The sequence below is a fragment of the Litorimonas taeanensis genome (genome assembly GCF_003634015.1).
Taxonomy (GTDB): Bacteria; Pseudomonadota; Alphaproteobacteria; order Caulobacterales; family Maricaulaceae; genus Litorimonas; species Litorimonas taeanensis.
The window spans coordinates 917969-933700 of sequence record NZ_RBII01000002.1; the positions used below are offsets into that span (position 1 = coordinate 917969).

17 protein-coding genes are annotated in these 15732 nt (G+C 48.9%); 11 read left to right on the forward strand and 6 right to left on the reverse strand.

All coding sequences use genetic code 11. The features are described 5' to 3' along the window. Positions 1–96: 96 nt before the first annotated feature. The 4 genes from DES40_RS12320 to DES40_RS12335 are packed head-to-tail and all read right to left on the reverse strand — an operon-like array spanning position 97 to position 5196. The gene (locus DES40_RS12320; RefSeq protein ID WP_121102600.1) at positions 97–561 is read right to left on the reverse strand and encodes a MaoC family dehydratase; all 465 of its coding nucleotides are present in this window, start codon (positions 559–561) and stop codon (positions 97–99) included. Next, positions 561–1730, reverse strand: a complete 1170-nt coding sequence (locus tag DES40_RS12325; protein ID WP_121102602.1) for an isovaleryl-CoA dehydrogenase — start codon at positions 1728–1730, stop codon at positions 561–563. The genes DES40_RS12320 and DES40_RS12325 overlap by 1 nt, the downstream gene beginning before the upstream one ends. Next, positions 1730–3610: an acetyl-CoA carboxylase biotin carboxylase subunit gene (locus DES40_RS12330; protein WP_121102604.1), complete on the reverse strand. Its 1881-nt coding sequence runs from the start codon at positions 3608–3610 to the stop codon at positions 1730–1732. Before DES40_RS12330 ends, DES40_RS12325 begins: the two co-directional genes overlap by 1 nt. Next, entirely contained in the window at positions 3610–5196 is a 1587-nt protein-coding gene (locus DES40_RS12335; RefSeq protein WP_121102606.1) for a carboxyl transferase domain-containing protein, read from the reverse strand. Before DES40_RS12335 ends, DES40_RS12330 begins: the two co-directional genes overlap by 1 nt. A 78-nt stretch (positions 5197–5274) precedes the next feature. Between DES40_RS12335 and DES40_RS12340 the strand changes: the two genes are divergently transcribed. Genes DES40_RS12340 through DES40_RS12360 form a run of 6 tightly spaced genes read left to right on the forward strand, consistent with a single transcriptional unit; the run spans position 5275 to position 9413 of the window. After that, positions 5275–5886, forward strand: a complete 612-nt coding sequence (locus DES40_RS12340; protein ID WP_170144989.1) for a TetR/AcrR family transcriptional regulator — start codon at positions 5275–5277, stop codon at positions 5884–5886. Next, positions 5883–6578, forward strand: a complete 696-nt coding sequence (locus tag DES40_RS12345; RefSeq protein WP_121102610.1) for a CoA transferase subunit A — start codon at positions 5883–5885, stop codon at positions 6576–6578. The genes DES40_RS12340 and DES40_RS12345 overlap by 4 nt, the downstream gene beginning before the upstream one ends. A 1-nt stretch (position 6579) precedes the next feature. Continuing rightward, positions 6580–7233 carry a CoA transferase subunit B gene (locus tag DES40_RS12350; RefSeq protein WP_121102612.1) on the forward strand — a complete coding sequence of 218 codons (654 nt, stop codon included), beginning with the start codon at positions 6580–6582 and terminating at the stop codon, positions 7231–7233. Between the two features lie 10 nt (positions 7234–7243). Further along, complete coding sequence (locus tag DES40_RS13275; protein WP_170144990.1) at positions 7244–7402, forward strand: hypothetical protein; 159 nt, start codon at positions 7244–7246, stop codon at positions 7400–7402. A gap of 2 nt (positions 7403–7404) precedes the next feature. After that, positions 7405–8595, forward strand: a complete 1191-nt coding sequence (locus DES40_RS12355) for a thiolase family protein (protein ID WP_121102614.1) — start codon at positions 7405–7407, stop codon at positions 8593–8595. An 8-nt stretch (positions 8596–8603) separates the two neighbouring features. After that, on the forward strand, positions 8604–9413 hold the full coding sequence (locus tag DES40_RS12360; protein WP_121102616.1) for an HpcH/HpaI aldolase/citrate lyase family protein: 810 nt from the start codon (positions 8604–8606) through the stop codon (positions 9411–9413). Positions 9414–9419: 6 nt separating this feature from the next. Here DES40_RS12360 and DES40_RS12365 read toward each other — a convergent pair whose 3' ends face one another. After that, a complete protein-coding gene (locus DES40_RS12365) occupies positions 9420–9881 on the reverse strand; it encodes a MarR family winged helix-turn-helix transcriptional regulator (RefSeq protein WP_121102617.1) in 462 nt (153 codons plus the stop codon). An 88-nt stretch (positions 9882–9969) separates the two neighbouring features. Between DES40_RS12365 and hppD the strand changes: the two genes are divergently transcribed. Genes hppD through DES40_RS12390 form a run of 5 tightly spaced genes read left to right on the forward strand, consistent with a single transcriptional unit; the run spans position 9970 to position 14195 of the window. Next, positions 9970–11064: a 4-hydroxyphenylpyruvate dioxygenase gene (gene hppD, locus DES40_RS12370; RefSeq protein WP_121102619.1), complete on the forward strand. Its 1095-nt coding sequence runs from the start codon at positions 9970–9972 to the stop codon at positions 11062–11064. After that, on the forward strand, positions 11064–11612 hold the full coding sequence (locus DES40_RS12375) for a VOC family protein (protein ID WP_121102621.1): 549 nt from the start codon (positions 11064–11066) through the stop codon (positions 11610–11612). The genes hppD and DES40_RS12375 overlap by 1 nt, the downstream gene beginning before the upstream one ends. A gap of 15 nt (positions 11613–11627) precedes the next feature. Beyond that, positions 11628–12641, forward strand: coding sequence for a fumarylacetoacetate hydrolase family protein (locus DES40_RS12380; RefSeq protein WP_121102623.1), 1014 nt, complete (start codon positions 11628–11630; stop codon positions 12639–12641). A gap of 3 nt (positions 12642–12644) precedes the next feature. Further along, positions 12645–13283, forward strand: a complete 639-nt coding sequence (gene maiA / locus DES40_RS12385) for a maleylacetoacetate isomerase (RefSeq protein WP_233345622.1) — start codon at positions 12645–12647, stop codon at positions 13281–13283. A 54-nt stretch (positions 13284–13337) separates the two neighbouring features. Further along, a complete protein-coding gene (locus DES40_RS12390; protein WP_121102625.1) occupies positions 13338–14195 on the forward strand; it encodes a DMT family transporter in 858 nt (285 codons plus the stop codon). Here DES40_RS12390 and DES40_RS12395 read toward each other — a convergent pair. Further along, positions 14192–15616: an NAD(P)/FAD-dependent oxidoreductase gene (locus DES40_RS12395; RefSeq protein ID WP_121102627.1), complete on the reverse strand. Its 1425-nt coding sequence runs from the start codon at positions 15614–15616 to the stop codon at positions 14192–14194. The two genes, DES40_RS12390 and DES40_RS12395, sit on opposite strands and share 4 nt — an antisense overlap. Positions 15617–15732 lie beyond the last annotated feature (116 nt).

Sequence of the window (15732 nt, forward strand, 5' to 3'; positions counted from 1 at the left end):
AGCTCTATCATTGTGGCGTTTATAGAGGCGGGGTGTTTAAGTTTCGCAAAGAGGCGTGGTAAATTTGGCTTAAGAGGTATGACCAGAAATTAACGCCTAGCGCGAATTTTCTGGCTTTTTATGTTGCAAACCTTTGCGCCGTAATGAGCAAACAAGTTCATTATTTTGATTATAAGCGCGGTGTTCAAATGTCACGATTCCTTGCATGGGGCGGGACTTAGATTCGCGCAGGGCGATGATTTCTGTCTCAACATGTATTGTGTCCCCAGCGAATAATGGCTTAGGGAATTTCACATCATCCATCCCAAGATTGGCCACGGCCGTACCCATTGTCGTTTCATGAACGGAAATACCAACAATGAGGCCAAGGGTGAAAAGACTATTTATAAGAGGCTTTCCAAACTCTGTTTCCTTGGCACAATAATCCGCATCAAGATGCAATTGAGCGGGGTTATGAGTCATAGATGTAAACAGAATATTGTCTGTTTCCGTCAGGGTTCGACGAATAGCATGTTGAAAAACCTGCCCGACTTCGAGTTCATCAAACCATTTGCCCGCCATTAAGCTGTCTCTCCAAAGAGTTCGCGGCCAATAAGCCAGCGGCGAATTTCTGATGTCCCTGCGCCGATTTCCATCAGCTTGGCATCACGCCACATTCGCCCTGTGGGTGTTTCGTTCATATAGCCCATGCCGCCCATCATTTGTATGGCATCGCTGGCGACCTGCGTAGATTTTTCGGCGGCGTAAAGAATACAGCCTGCCGCGTCCTTGCGGGTTGTTTCGCCGCGGTCACAAGCGGCGGCAACAGCATAGACATAAGAGCGCGCCGTTGAGAGCGTCACATACATATCGGCGAGCTTGCCTTGCATGAGTTGGAACTCGCCAATGGATTTACCGAATTGCTTACGCTCATGGATATAGGGAAGAACCACATCAAGACAGCCTTGCATAATGCCGACGGAAATCCCCGCGAGGGTCACGCGTTCATAGTCTAGGCCGCTCATCAAAATTTTAATGCCCTGACCCACTTCGCCCATGACGTTTTCGTCTGAAACGAAACAGTCTTCGAATACAAGCTCACACGTATCAGAACCGCGCATGCCCAGCTTGTCGAGTTTCTGCGCGGTTGAGAACCCTTCCATATCGGGCGTGATGAGGAAAGCCGTTACGCCTTTGGAGCCCGCGCTTGGGTCAGTCTTAGCGTAAACGATAAGGACGTTCGCTGTCGGGGCATTGGTGATCCACATTTTATTACCGTTGAGGAGGTAGCCGCCTTGTTGTTTTTCGGCTTTGAGTTTCATCGAGACAACATCCGACCCCGCCGAGGGTTCGGACATGGCGAGAGAGCCCAGATGTTCACCTGAAATTAATTTAGGCAGGAACTTGGCTTTTTGTTCAGCATTTCCCCAGCGGCGCAGTTGGTTGACGCAGAGATTTGAATGCGCGCCGTAAGACAGACCAATAGAGGCCGAAGCGCGGCTGACTTCTTCGATCGCTATAGTGTGGGCCAGATAGCCCAAATCAGAGCCGCCATCGGCCTCTTCGACGGTAATGCCGTGTAAGCCCAGCTCGCCCATCATCGGCCAGAGGTGACGCGGGAATTCATTTTTACTGTCAACGTCTGCAGCGATGGGCGCAATGTGATCGCGCGCAAAATCGGCTACCATTTGGCGCAGCATTTTAATTTCATCAGAATGGTCAAAGCCAAGTGTGGGGTAGGTTGTGGTCATTACTTTGTCTCTTTTTCATCTTCGAGGGTCAGCAAAATTTCGCCGTCACTGACAAGGGCCCCCATTTCGAAATTCACTTCGGCGACGATACCGTCTCGCGGGGCCTCTAATGTCATTTCCATTTTCATCGCTTCCATAACGATAAGCGGATCGCCCGCTTTAACGGCGTCGCCCGCTTTGGTGTTAACAGCGATAATTTTCCCGGGCATGGAGGCCGTAAGCGTATTGCCGCCTATAGCGCCGCTAGAGGTCGCCGCCATGTTTTCTAGCAGGTAAGTGAGCCCATCGATGAAGACGACGTCCCCTTTAGGAACGCGGCGGCGTTTGATGTGGCTTTTCAGCGTTTGAGAGCTAGGCTTGAAATTTAAGGCAATTTCTTCCCCGTTCAGCATACGATAAAAGGTCGTACGGAAAGGTTGGTTGAGACGCCAGCCATCACTTGCGGCAAAGTCTGTGCTTTCAACAGATGGGGCCATGGCAAAGGAGAGGCTCTCAAGGTCTTCACTTATGGCGTTTTCATAAAACAATGTTTCAGACTCTTGGGAAATGAAATTTGTCGAGACCTCACCTGCCACAAAGCTCGGATGTGACAGACAGTTCGCGAGAAAGCGGGCGTTGGTCTTAATGGGGTAAACGCCTGTACCTCGACACATATCTTCTAACGCAGAAATTGCCTGAACACGGTTGTCTGCAAGCGCTATAAGTTTGGCAATCATCGGGTCGTAATAAATGGAAACCTCACCGCCTTGTTCAACTCCAGTGTCAACGCGGTTAGCCTTAGGCATGTTCAAAAGAACTAAATCTCCGACACTCGGCAAGAAATCATTGGCTGGGTCTTCGGCATAAAGTCTGGCTTCGACGGCATGACCTTTTAATGTGATTTTGTCTTGATCTGGCAAGGCTTCACCCTGCGCCACGCGGATTTGCCACTCGACCAAATCGAGGCCCGTAATCATTTCAGTGACAGGATGCTCAACCTGTAAACGGGTATTCATTTCCATGAACCAGAATCCGTCCGTGCGGAGTTTTCCTGACCCGTCGACGATAAATTCCACTGTGCCTGCGCCGACATAATTTACGGCTTGAGCGGCCTCAATCGCGGCTTTGGTCATAGCGGCGCGTACGTCCTCGGTCATGCCGGGGGCGGGGGCTTCTTCTATCACTTTTTGGTGGCGGCGCTGGAGTGAGCAATCGCGCTCGAACATATGGACGACATTACCATGGGTATCGCCAAAGACTTGCACTTCGATATGGCGCGGGCTTTGGATGTATTTTTCAATTAGGACATCGTCATTGCCAAAGCTAGACTTGGCTTCGCGTTGACAAGAGGCGAGGGCGGCTTCGAAATCGTTCTCAGCTTCGACCTTGCGCATGCCTTTCCCGCCGCCGCCTGCGACGGCTTTAATTAAAACGGGATAGCCAATCATACTCGCTTTGGCTTTCAGCAGTTTCGGGCTCTGGTCTTCGCCGTGATAGCCGGGCGTCGTTGGTACGCCTGCTTTGTCCATTAACTTTTTGGCTGCGTCTTTCAGGCCCATGGCTTCCATAGATTCGGCTTTGGGGCCGATGAAATTAAGCCCCGCTTTTTCGCAGGCGCGCACAAATTCGGGGTTTTCAGACAAAAAGCCATAACCCGGATGGACAGCGTCTGCGCCTGTCTCCGTGGCGGCGGCAATGATTTTATCTATCACTAAATAGCTTTCATTGGCGGGAGAGGGGCCGATATGCACGGCTTCATCCGCCATGCGGACATGCAGAGCTTTGCGGTCAGCATCGGAATAAACGGCGACAGTGGCAATGCCCATTTTACGCGCCGTCTTCATCACGCGGCAGGCAATTTCCCCGCGATTAGCAATCAAGATTTTTTTGATACTGTTCATTACATACGGAACACGCCAAAGCGTGTCTCCTCTAACGGCGCATTGGCCGCCATAGCGAGCCCAAGCCCCAAAACGCGGCGCGTATCGCTGGGGGCGATGATGCCGTCATCCCAGATTCGGGCGCTGGCAAAATAAGGGTGTCCTTCGCGCTCAAACATTTCACGAATGGGCGCTTTAAAGGCCTCGCGTTCTTCGTCGCTCCAGTTTTTAGCATCGCGGTTCACTGTGGCCAAAACATCCGCGGCCTGTTCGCCGCCCATGATAGAGATACGGGCATTAGGCCACATGAAAAGAAGGTTCGGATCATAGGCGCGTCCGCACATACCATAATTGCCTGCCCCATAAGAGCCGCCAACAATAATCGTGAATTTCGGCACTTTGGCACAGGCCACAGCATGGACCATTTTCGCGCCATGTTTGGCGATGCCGCCCGCTTCAGCTTTCGAACCGACCATGAAACCCGTAATGTTCTGAAGGAATATGAGTGGGATTTTACGTTGGCAACATAGCTCGACGAAATGTGCGCCTTTGACGGCGGACTCGCTAAACAGCACGCCATTGTTTCCGAGTATACCCACTTTATAGCCATGAATTTCTGCAAAGCCGCAGACAAGCGTTTCGCCATATTCTTTCTTGAACTCGTGGAACTTTGACCCGTCTGTAATGCGCGCGATAATCTCGCGGCAATCATAGGGCTGGCGCAAGTCCGTAGGCACAATCCCGTTTAATTCATCAATGTCATAAGCCGGAGGTGTATGTGTTTCGTCGGGGACATAAGCATAATTCGCTTTTCCTAAAGTCGCGACGCTATCTCGTGCCATTTGTAGCGCATGCGCATCATTCGCGGCGAGGTGATCTACCACGCCTGATGTGCGGGCGTGAAGCGCGCCGCCGCCGAGGCTCTCTGCATCAATATCCTCGCCTGTTGCTGCTTTTACGAGGGGCGGGCCTGCGAGGAAAATCGTGCCTTGGTCAGCGACGATAATGCTCTCATCCGCCATTGACGGTACATAAGCTCCGCCGGCTGTACAGCTCCCCATAACAACAGCAATTTGCGCAATGCCTTCGGCGCTCATATTGGCTTGGTTGAAAAAGCACCGTCCAAAATCATCTTTCCCGGGAAAAATTTCCGCTTGATTAGGGAGGTTTCCCCCGCCGCTATCCACGAGATAAATACAGGGCAATTTGTTCTTTTGCGCTATCTCTTGTGCCCGGGCTTGTTTTTGACACGTAATGGGGAAATATGTGCCGCCCTTCACCGTTGCGTCATTGCAAATGATCATGACCTCGCGGCCAGAGACGCGCCCAATTCCTGTAATCAGTCCTGCGCTCGGCACTTCGTCATTATACATGCCATAAGCTGCCATTTGGGAAAGCTCTAGGAATGGCGTGCCTGGATCAAGCAAGCGTTCCACGCGCTCCCTTGGGAGTAATTTGCCTCTGTCTATGTGTTTTTTCCGCGCGCGTTCAGATCCGCCTTCGGCAATTTTTCCAACCTTTTCTTGCAGGTCGGCAATCAGAGCTTCCATCGCTTCGCGATTGGCGCGGAAGGCTTCGCTATCGGTGTTGATTTTAGATTTAATCATGGCAGCCTATCATTCTTTTGACTTTGTGTATATAAATTTGAACCTTGAGTCAAATTTATTTCTATGGTAGAAAAGCGTGTGAATATAAAGGCCGACATAAAAGAACCGTTTGACCGTGAGCGGCAATATGCTGCAAAGCGCCGCGCTGTTATTCTGGCTGCAGGGAGTGCTTTTCGTAGAAAGGGCTACCACAACACCTCAATGGTTGAGATTGCGAAGACTTTGGGCCTCACCAAGGCCGCCCTTTATTATTACGTAAAAAACAAAGAAGAGATTTTGTTTGAATCTCATATCATGGCTTATGATTCTATGGATGATATTCTCAGTCGTCCTGTCGAGGCTGGCGTGAGCGGCCTTACACATTTAGAATTAATCTATCGAGAGTTTGTGAACCTTCTCACCCAATCTGGCGTATCGCTTTTGACCGATGTCGCCAGCTTATCAGGTGAGCGACAAGCGCAAATCCTCGCACGACGAGAACATATCGAAAAGCGAGTGACGCATTATGTTGTCATAGGGCAAGACGATGGCTCGATAAAAAAAGGTGATCCCAAATTGCAGGTTTTCTTCTTTATGGGGGCCTTGAACTGGTTGAACGCATGGTATGACAGTGAAGGGCGATTAAAGGGTATCGATATTGCCAATCATTTTGTTGAGCAAATGAAACGGGGAATTGAGGAACGAAAATGAAAAAGGTTTTTAAGACAGCCGATGAGGCTTTATCGGGGCTCTGTGTCGATGGCATGACGGTGATGAGCGGAGGATTTGGACTTTGCGGTATTCCAGAAAACCTTATTGCCGCTTTGCGTGATAGCGGTGCGCAGGATTTGACGGTTATATCAAATAATGCGGGTGTTGACGGATTTGGTCTGGGGCAATTGCTTGAGACAAAACAAATCAAAAAGATGGTTAGCTCTTATGTTGGAGAGAACAAAGAGTTTGAACGTCAATATCTGGGCGGTGAGCTTGAGCTGGAATTTAATCCACAAGGTACCTTGGCTGAACGTATCCGTGCGGGCGGGGCAGGTATCCCGGGCTTTTATACAAAGACCGGCGTGGGGACGCTGATTGCCGAAGGCAAAGAGCATAAAGATTTTGATGGAGCGACTTATATTATGGAGACAGGCCTTAAGGCAGATGTTTCTATCATCAAAGCGTGGAAAGGCGACGCAGAAGGCAATCTCATTTATAAAGCCACGGCACGCAACTTTTCGCCCATGATGGCAATGGCGGGAAAGATAACAGTAGCCGAAGTAGATGAAATCGTGCCGGTTGGTTCTATTGATCCCAACTTCATTCATACACCGGGCGTGTTTGTGCAGCGCATAATCGAAGCGCAATGCGAAAAGCGTATTGAACAGCGCACTGTACGGGAGGCATAAAATGGCGGATTTGAAAACAGGTTGGACGAGAGACCAAATGGCAGCGCGGGCTGCACAGGAGCTTGAAGATGGATTTTATGTTAATCTGGGGATTGGCATTCCGACATTAGTTGCGAACCATATTCCTGACGGCGTCAATGTGACGTTGCAATCAGAAAACGGCATGTTGGGCATGGGGCCATTCCCCACCGAAGAAGAGATTGATGCAGATCTTATAAATGCCGGCAAGCAAACTATTACCACCCTTCCGAAATCCAGTTTCTTTGACAGCGCCACAAGTTTTGCAATGATACGGGGCGGTCATATTGACCTCTCTATTTTAGGAGCGATGGAAATTTCAGAAGAGGGCGATATCGCCAATTGGATGATCCCCGGGAAAATGGTCAAGGGCATGGGCGGAGCTATGGACCTTGTGGCCGGAGTTAAGAAATGTATTGCTCTGTTTGACCACACGAATAAGCGCGGAGAGAGTAAATTCATTAAAACATGCTCTCTCCCTTTAACCGGTCAAAAATGTATCCATATGGTTATTACAGATTTGGGCGTATTTGATCGCGCCGAAGGGCAAACACGCTTCCGACTTCGCGAGCTAGCGCCCCACGTAACGCTTGAAGAGATTAAGGCGAAAACCGAAGCTGAGGTCATCTGGGAATAATGAGGTCAGAATGCTCTGGTTTTTAATTTTATTCGGAATGGGTTTGGTGGCTGCGGCCGCTTATAAGGCGCGGAATGACACGAAAGACCGCAAAGATAAATTAAATCGAATACAGGCTGAAATTGCCCGCCGAGAGGCGCTTGAACACTTTAAATCTAAAGAAGGTTAAATATGTCAAATTCTAAAAATGATCCGGTTGTAATTGTTGGGATGGCGCGAACGCCTATGGGTGCGTTCCAAGGCGCGTTTTCATCTGTTTCTGCGCCTGAACTTGGCGCTGCGGCTATCAAAGCGGCAATGACGGAATCTGGCGTAAAGGCCGAGGCAGTCGAACAAACTCTTATGGGCTGCGTTCTACCTGCTGGACAGGGCCAAGCGCCAGCCCGTCAGGCCGCGATTAAGGCTGGATTAGGTGAACATGCAGAGGCAACAACTGTCAATAAAATGTGTGGTTCAGGTATGCAGGCTGCAATTATGGCTCATGACGCTATCAAAGCGGGTTCTATAAATGTAGCGGTTGCGGGCGGCATGGAAAGCATGACCAATGCGCCTTATCTTTTGCCAAAAGCGCGCGGCGGCATGCGTATGGGCGACCAGCAAGTCGTGGACAGCATGATGTATGATGGCCTAACGGATGCTTATCAAGGGAACGCCATGGGCGTTTTCGCAGATATGATTGCCAGTGAATATCAATTCACCCGCGAGCAGCAAGATGCCTATGCTATTGAATCCGTGAACCGCGCACAAACCGCGGCGAAGGCAGGAAAATTTGATAGAGAAATCGTGCCTGTGACTGTAAAAAACAGAAAAGGCGATATTGTCGTGAAAGAGGATGAGGGCCCGAATAATGCGCGTCCTGAAAAAATTCCAAGTCTACGACCTGTCTTCAATAAAGAAGGCACAGTGACCGCCGCCAATGCGAGTTCAATTAATGACGGCGCGGCTGCGCTGGTCTTAATGCGCAAATCACAGGCTGAAAAAGGCGGGCATAAGGTCTTGGCCGAAATCGTTTCTCATGCTGCCCATGCGCATGCACCCGCATATTTCACAACGGCTCCTGTTCATGCCATGAAAAAGGCCTTGGCTAAGGCGGATTGGAAAGCCGAAGACGTAGACCTTTGGGAAATCAATGAAGCCTTTGCTGTGGTCCCTATGATTGCGATGCAAGAATTGGGGTTAGACCACGCCAAGGTCAATGTGAATGGCGGCGGCTGTGTGTTAGGGCATCCTATTGGGGCGTCTGGCGCACGTATAATGGCCACCTTGATTGCTGAAATGGAAAAGCGCGATGCGAAAACTGGTGTGGCTTCTCTGTGTATTGGCGGCGGTGAAGCTACGGCTGTTTGTCTACAGCGTAGCTAGGCTATATTATGGCGCTTCGCTCTCAGCTTTTTGTTCCCGGTAACCGTCCTGACAGATTTGAAAAAGCGTGTCAGACAGAGGCGGATTTAATTTGCATCGATTTAGAAGATGCGGTTGGGCCAGGAGATAAAGAGAGCGCTCGCGCGGAAACTTTGGCGTGGCTCGCGGCCACGCCTCATAAACATGTCGCCTTGCGCATTAATCCCGTCGATACAGATTTTGGTCAGGCCGATATAAAAGCCTTAGCTGATAGCGGATTGTCCCTGCCTTTTGTGATGATACCCAAACTTGGGTCTGCCGAAGATGTGGCCGTATTAGACTCTGCCCTGCCAAAGGCGCTGGGTGTTTTCTTTGCTATCATTGAATCCGCAAAAGGCGTGGTGAATTGCGGCGAAATTTTTAGGCACCCGCGGGTGAAAATGGCAATTTATGGGGCCATAGATTATGCAGGGGATGTGGGCTGTGATAGGTCTTGGGAGACCCATCTTTTTGCCCGTTCGAAACTGGTGGCCCATGCGGCCGTCAATGATGTCATTTTATTTGATACGCCGCATACGGATATAAAAAATCTAGAAGATTGCGAGGCCACGACACGGAAGGCCAAGGCTTTGGGGATTTTCGCGAGAAGCGCGATACATCCTATGCAAATCGGCGCTATTCATAATGCGCTGCGTCCATCCGAAGAAGAGTTGAGTTATGCCAATCGAGTTATGGACGCTTTCGAGGCTGCCGACGGCAATGTGGTCGTGCTTGATGGTAAAATGATTGAAGAGCCAATTGTGAAGTCGGCACGACGAATTTTGGCCTTTAAAGGCTAGAGGGCTTTATCCCCCATTAGGGATTAATTCTGTCATCTGAGCGGAATATCGTTCTAGGGTCTGGATGAATTTTTCGGGCATGGGGCCAGTGTCAAACAGTTCTATCATCGTTCTATTCAAATGCCCGGCTATGTCGGTGTAAACGCTTTGCCCTTTATCTGTGGTATCCAGACGAGATCGTCGTTTATCCTCTGTGTCCGCCGTTTTGACAATCATTTCCAAAGTAATGAGCGAGCTAACGGCGCGGCTGACAATTGTTTTATCCATTGGCGTAATGGCGGTGACTTCGGCGGCGCTGCGTCCCGATTTCTCAGCCACGGCGGCTAAGACACGCCATTGGCTTAGGTTTAACCCGGCTTTGGTTTTGGCGACGCTAAGTGTGTGGCGGCTAATTTGGTCGGCGAGTACAGCGACCTGATATGGCCAGAAGGTTGAAAGCTCGATGTGAGGGGGCGCAACAATATCCATAAGGCATATTTGCAAGATAATGGTTGCAATTGCAACAAAAAAGGATTAGTTGTTATCGCAACAATAATTTCATGGGAAAGAGACAATTATGGCCGACCTATTTGAAAACCCCGCAGGATTAGATGGTTTTGAATTCATCGAGTTTTCTGCCCCTGAAAAGGGTATGTTAGAACCAATTTTTGAAACTATGGGATTTACGAAAGTTGCCCGTCATCGTTCTAAAGATGTCGAATTATGGCGTCAGGGCGGCATTAATTTAATTACGAATTACGAAATCAATAGCCCCGCTTTTTTCTTTGCTCGTGAACATGGGCCAAGCGCTTGTGGTATGGGTTTCCGCGTTAAAGACGCGCGAAAAGCCTATGACCATTTAATTGAGCAAGGCGCTGAGCCTGTGAAAATGAAGACAGGCCCAATGGAACTTTGTATCCCCGGTATTCGCGGCATTGGTAATTCAATCATCTATCTGATTGACCGCTATGATAGCGGTAAGGATGAACTCTCTATTTATGATATTGATTTTGAATATATTGACGGTGTTGGTCGTCATCCCGAAGGCTGCGGTTTTAAACTTATCGATCATTTGACGCATAATGTTTATGGCGGCCGTATGAAATATTGGGCCGATTATTATGAGAAGCTCTTTAACTTCCAAGAAATCCGCTATTTCGATATTAAAGGGGAATATACAGGCCTGACGTCAAAAGCGCTTACGGCGCCAGATGGCAAAATTCGTATTCCGCTGAACGAAGAAGGTAAAAGCGGCGGCGGCCAAATCGAAGAATTCCTCCGTGAATTTAACGGGGAAGGGATTCAGCATATTGCTCTGATATGTGATGACCTTGTGGCATGTTGGGACAAATTAAAAGCCAAGGGCGTGCCCTTTATGACAGCGCCTCCAGAAACATATTACAAAATGCTTTCTGAGCGTTTGCCTGGACATGGCCGAGATGAAGCGGCCTTAAAAACACGCGGTATCTTGCTGGACGGCACGACTGAAAATGATAGTCCAAGGCTTCTATTGCAAATTTTTGCAGAGCCCCAGATTGGCCCTGTCTTCTTTGAATTTATTCAACGTGTCGGGGATTATAAAGACGGTTTTGGTGAAGGTAATTTCAAAGCTTTATTTGAATCTATCGAGCGTGATCAAGTAGAACGAGGCGTCTTAGAGGCGGCTCACTAATGGCTATTCAAACAGACGGGTTTCATCATGTTGCCTATCGGTGTCGAGACGCCAAAGAAACGGTTGAATTTTATCACAATCATTTAGGGATGGAATTTCAGCTCGCCATTGCCGAGGATCATGTACCCTCAACAGGGGCTTATGACCCTTATATGCATATTTTTCTTGAGGCTGGAAATAATAACGTTTTGGCGTTTTTTGAACTCCCAGAACAGCCAGATATGGACCGTGATCGCAACACGCCTGAATGGGTACAGCATATTGCTTTGCGTGTTGAGAGTATGGAGGCTCTATTATCCGCCAAAGAGAGTTTAGAGGCGGCCGGAATCGATGTATTGGGCCCCACCCATCACGGTATATTTAAATCGATTTATTTCTTTGACCCCAATGGCCATAGGCTTGAACTTGCCGCCGATATTGGGACAAAGGAACAAATGGCGAGCCTACGCGCTGTAGCCCCTGATATGCTTGAAGAATGGTCAAAGACGAAAAAGGCCCCTCGCCATGCGGCTTGGCTTCATAAAAAAATCGCAGAAGAAACGAAATAGATAAAAGAAAATATTATGAAACTTGCTTCCCTTAAAGATGGCCGTGATGGTCAACTCGTTATTGTCTCTCGCGATTTAACGACGGCGACTGATGCGGCCGATATTGCGCTAACACTTCAGGCCGCCTTGGATGAATGGGATGTTGTCTCGCCGCAGCTTGCCGCGCGCTATGAGCTCTTAAACGCGGGCTCTATCGAAGCGACATTTCCATTTGATCAAACGGATTGCGACTCTCCACTGCCGCGCGCTTATACATGGATGGATGGTTCGGCTTATTTGAATCACGTTGAGCTTGTACGTAAAGCCCGCAATGCAGAAGTGCCAGAAAGTTTCTATTCTGATCCGCTTATGTATCAAGGCGGCTCTGACACATTCATTGGGCCGCGGGATGCTATTCTTGCCATTGATGAATCGCACGGCATCGATATGGAGGCCGAAATTACGGTGATTACGGATGATGTGCCTATGGGCGTTACGCCCAAAGACGCCGAATCGCACATCAAACTTGTTATGCTTGTAAATGACGTATCCTTGCGCGGCCTTATCCCAAATGAACTCCGCAAAGGCTTTGGCTTTGTGAATGGCAAGGCCTCTTCGGCTTTCTCTCCAGTGGCCGTCACGCCTGATGAACTCGGTGAGGCTTGGTGTGATAACACCATCGATTTACCCTTATTGGTCGATTATAATGGCAAGCCATTTGGTAAGGCGAATGCCAAAACCGACATGACCTTCAATATGGCTGAACTTGTCGCGCATGCCGCGAAGACACGGGATTTATGTGCGGGCTCCATTATAGGGTCTGGTACGGTATCGAATAAATTCGAAGGCGGTGAAGGTAAGAAAATAGAACATGGCGGTGTTGGCTATAGTTGTATCGCTGAAATCCGTATGATTGAGAAAATTCAAACCGGTGAATTTATTACGCCCTTTATGCGCTTTGGCGACACGGTTGGTATCGAAATGAATGATGCCAAAGGGCAGTCAATATTCGGGCGTATTGAAAACAAAGTCGAAAGATACGAAGATTAAGCCATGATGACACTGCATGGATATTGGCGTTCCTCAGCCAGCTACCGCGTAAGGATTGCCTTTGCGCTAAAGGGGGTAGAGGTCAATCACCATGCGGTGAATTTGCGAACCGGCGAACAATCAAAAGACACGCATCTCGCGCGTAATGTGCAAGGCTATGTCCCTGTGCTAGAGCTCGAAGACGGAACACAGCTAACGCAGTCTCTCGCCATAATGGATTACCTTGATGCGACCTATCCAGAGCCGCGATTAATGCCGCCAGAACCCATTTTGCGCTCCAAAATATTAGCGGCGTCATTGATTATTGCTTCTGATATTTCGCCCATTCAAAATCTCTCGGTTTTAAAGTTCATTCGCGCAGAACATGGTCAAGATGATGTGGGCGTTACAAAATGGGCGGCGCATTGGATAGCAAAAGGGTTCAAAGCCTTGGAGCTAATCGCTCAGGCGCATGAGACAGAGTTTTTAATGACTGACGCTCCGGGGTTTTTTGAATGTTGCCTCATTCCGCAAGCGTATAATGCCAAGCGGTTTGGCGTGGACATGACACAATTTCCCAAACTCTCTGCGATTAATGCGGCCTGCCTACAGCGCCCTGAATTTGAAAAAGCGCGGCCAGAAAATCAGCTGGATGCCGTGTAAGCGTTCTCAATAAAGTGATGGGGTGAAAACGCGGATGTCTGCTAATGGGGCGGAATGACCCCAGCCTATAAAATATTTGCATATACAATATTGGCGCTTCTTGCCTTTGCGGCCAACTCAATCCTGACGCGACTGGCTTTGATAGAAGGTGAAGCAGGGCCGTGGGCTTTCACTCTGATCCGTATTTTAGCCGGGGCATTAATATTAGCTTTGCTTATTGGCCCGCATAAGGCTCTGCAAGAAGGGAGCTGGAAAGGCGCCATAGCCTTACTCATTTATGCTCTCTTCTTCTCTCTGGCATATCTTATGCTTTCTACGGGAACGGGCGCACTCATATTGTTTGCAGCCGTTCAATTCGCCATGTTGGGCTGGGGCTATGCCAAAGGAGAGAGGCTCTCTCATTTGCAGTGGGTGGGTTTTATCTTGGCGATGGCGGGGTTAATTTATCTCTTAAGCCCCGGCTTAGAAGCGCCGCCCTTAATAGGTAGTGTTCTGATGATACTCGCCGGATTTGGATGGGGCGCATATTCCATTATTGGTAAAGGCGCTGGCAATCCATCTGCGCAAACCGCTGGAAACTTCATTCGGGCCGCCTTGTTAATCACGGTCGTGGTGATACCCGTTTTACTGTTATATGAAGAACCCAATATATCTGTGAAGGGATGGGCTTTAGCCCTCGCATCTGGCGCGATTACCTCTGGGCTTGGATATGTTATTTGGTATAGCGCTTTGAAAGGCCTTTCCGCCACGCGGGCCGGCTTGGCGCAACTCAGTGTCCCCGCCCTAGCGGCGCTCGGCGGGGTGTTATTTGTATCAGAACCTCTTACGTTCCGTTTTGTCATGGCCTGTGCGATTATTTTGTGCGGGGTGGCTTTGTCCACTTTGCCGCGCGCAAAGATTAAATCACCCTAGTCCAGAGCTGCAATTAACTGGTTGAGCTTCATAGCGGCAGGCATGGCGTTATGTTTAAGGCGTTTCATTACGGCTTTTTTCTCTGCGTCTTCGGGTTTTATGCCCGCGACCATACGCGAAAATCCGTCTAAGCGATTATTAAATAGCCAGTCCCGGATGAGCGGCGTTTGGCCCCATGTGTACTGATTCATCATAAAGGCGGCTGTTAAACGCATGAAATCGTCTTCGCCATTTGGTAAGGGCACCACGCCGCAAAATTTATTTTTCTCAGCGTCTTCACCATAGGAAGATTCAACCATAGCGATAAAGGCGGCGCTGAAAACAGGTTGGTATGATCGAACGGTTTGGGGCGTAATCAGGCGGCCATTAAATATGGGTTTTATCTCTAGATTAGAAATAGCCGAAGCCGAACAGTCAAGATGAATGTGCTGTGGGCTGGTTGGGATTGCGCCTTTGTTCAATGTAATCGTGTCAGAGCTAATATGCTCAATACGGCCTAGGCGCACAACATTCTTAACCCGGCGAAGCTCTTCAAGTTCTAATGGGCTTACGGTGGCGCCGTGAAACATAGTAGGGCGAACCTCTGGATCAAAACGCAAAAAATATCCACATTCATTAAGACGGTCGAACATATTGTCTTTGTCCGTGGCTGCCGCAATGGCTTCGAATTGCGCGGCTTGTGCTTCCATCGTGTTGAAGAAGAAATCTTCTGATGGCTGTGTGTTCTCTCGATTAAGGAGCCAGCCATCTCGTGATTTCACCCATGTAATTTTGTCGGGGTCCACATGATTTTCAAGTAAGAATAAAACGCAATCAATACCTGTTTTACCACCGCCTATGACAACGAAACCTTCTGGAGGTGTATCAATTTTAGGGACATCATTAAGCGGCATGAAGCGCACATCTTCATCATAAGTAAAGTTAGGCGTATGGGTGGAGGGTACGGTCGTTTTCAAATAGGTGGCATCGACGATTTTCTCGGCTTGAACTTGGTAGATATCACCGTTTAGGCAATGCCTAAATTCGACAAGGCCGTTTTGGGTTTGTGCAGAGTCAATTTCGCCTTCGACTGAACAAAGCGGAAAATACCGAACACGCCCAGAGGGTAAGAAAGTGTGACGCATGACATCGTCAAAATAGGCTAAAATGGCCGACCCTGAAGCTAAATCACCTAGCCCTTTGTTCAGGCCAACTTGATCGCGAAGACCTTGGCTAAGCTCCTTGGAACTAACGCCATAAAACTGAGAGGGTTGATGAAGCGTAACAAATGGATAGGCATTATTCCAATGCCCGCCGGGCTTTGCAAAACGGTCTACGATTATGATATCAGTGTCATCAGATTGTAAGAGAAGCTCATCGGCAAAGGCCATGCCTACCGCTCCGCTACCGATAATTAAATAGTCCGTTTTAAGTGTTTTCATCAAAGCTCTCCCTTAAATAATCTATAGAGAAGCCTTTCATAAATTAAAGTCGGCGGGATATGACGTTCGTGTTTAGCTTATATGCAAAGGCTTATATTGCGCCTTTGACGGGCTTA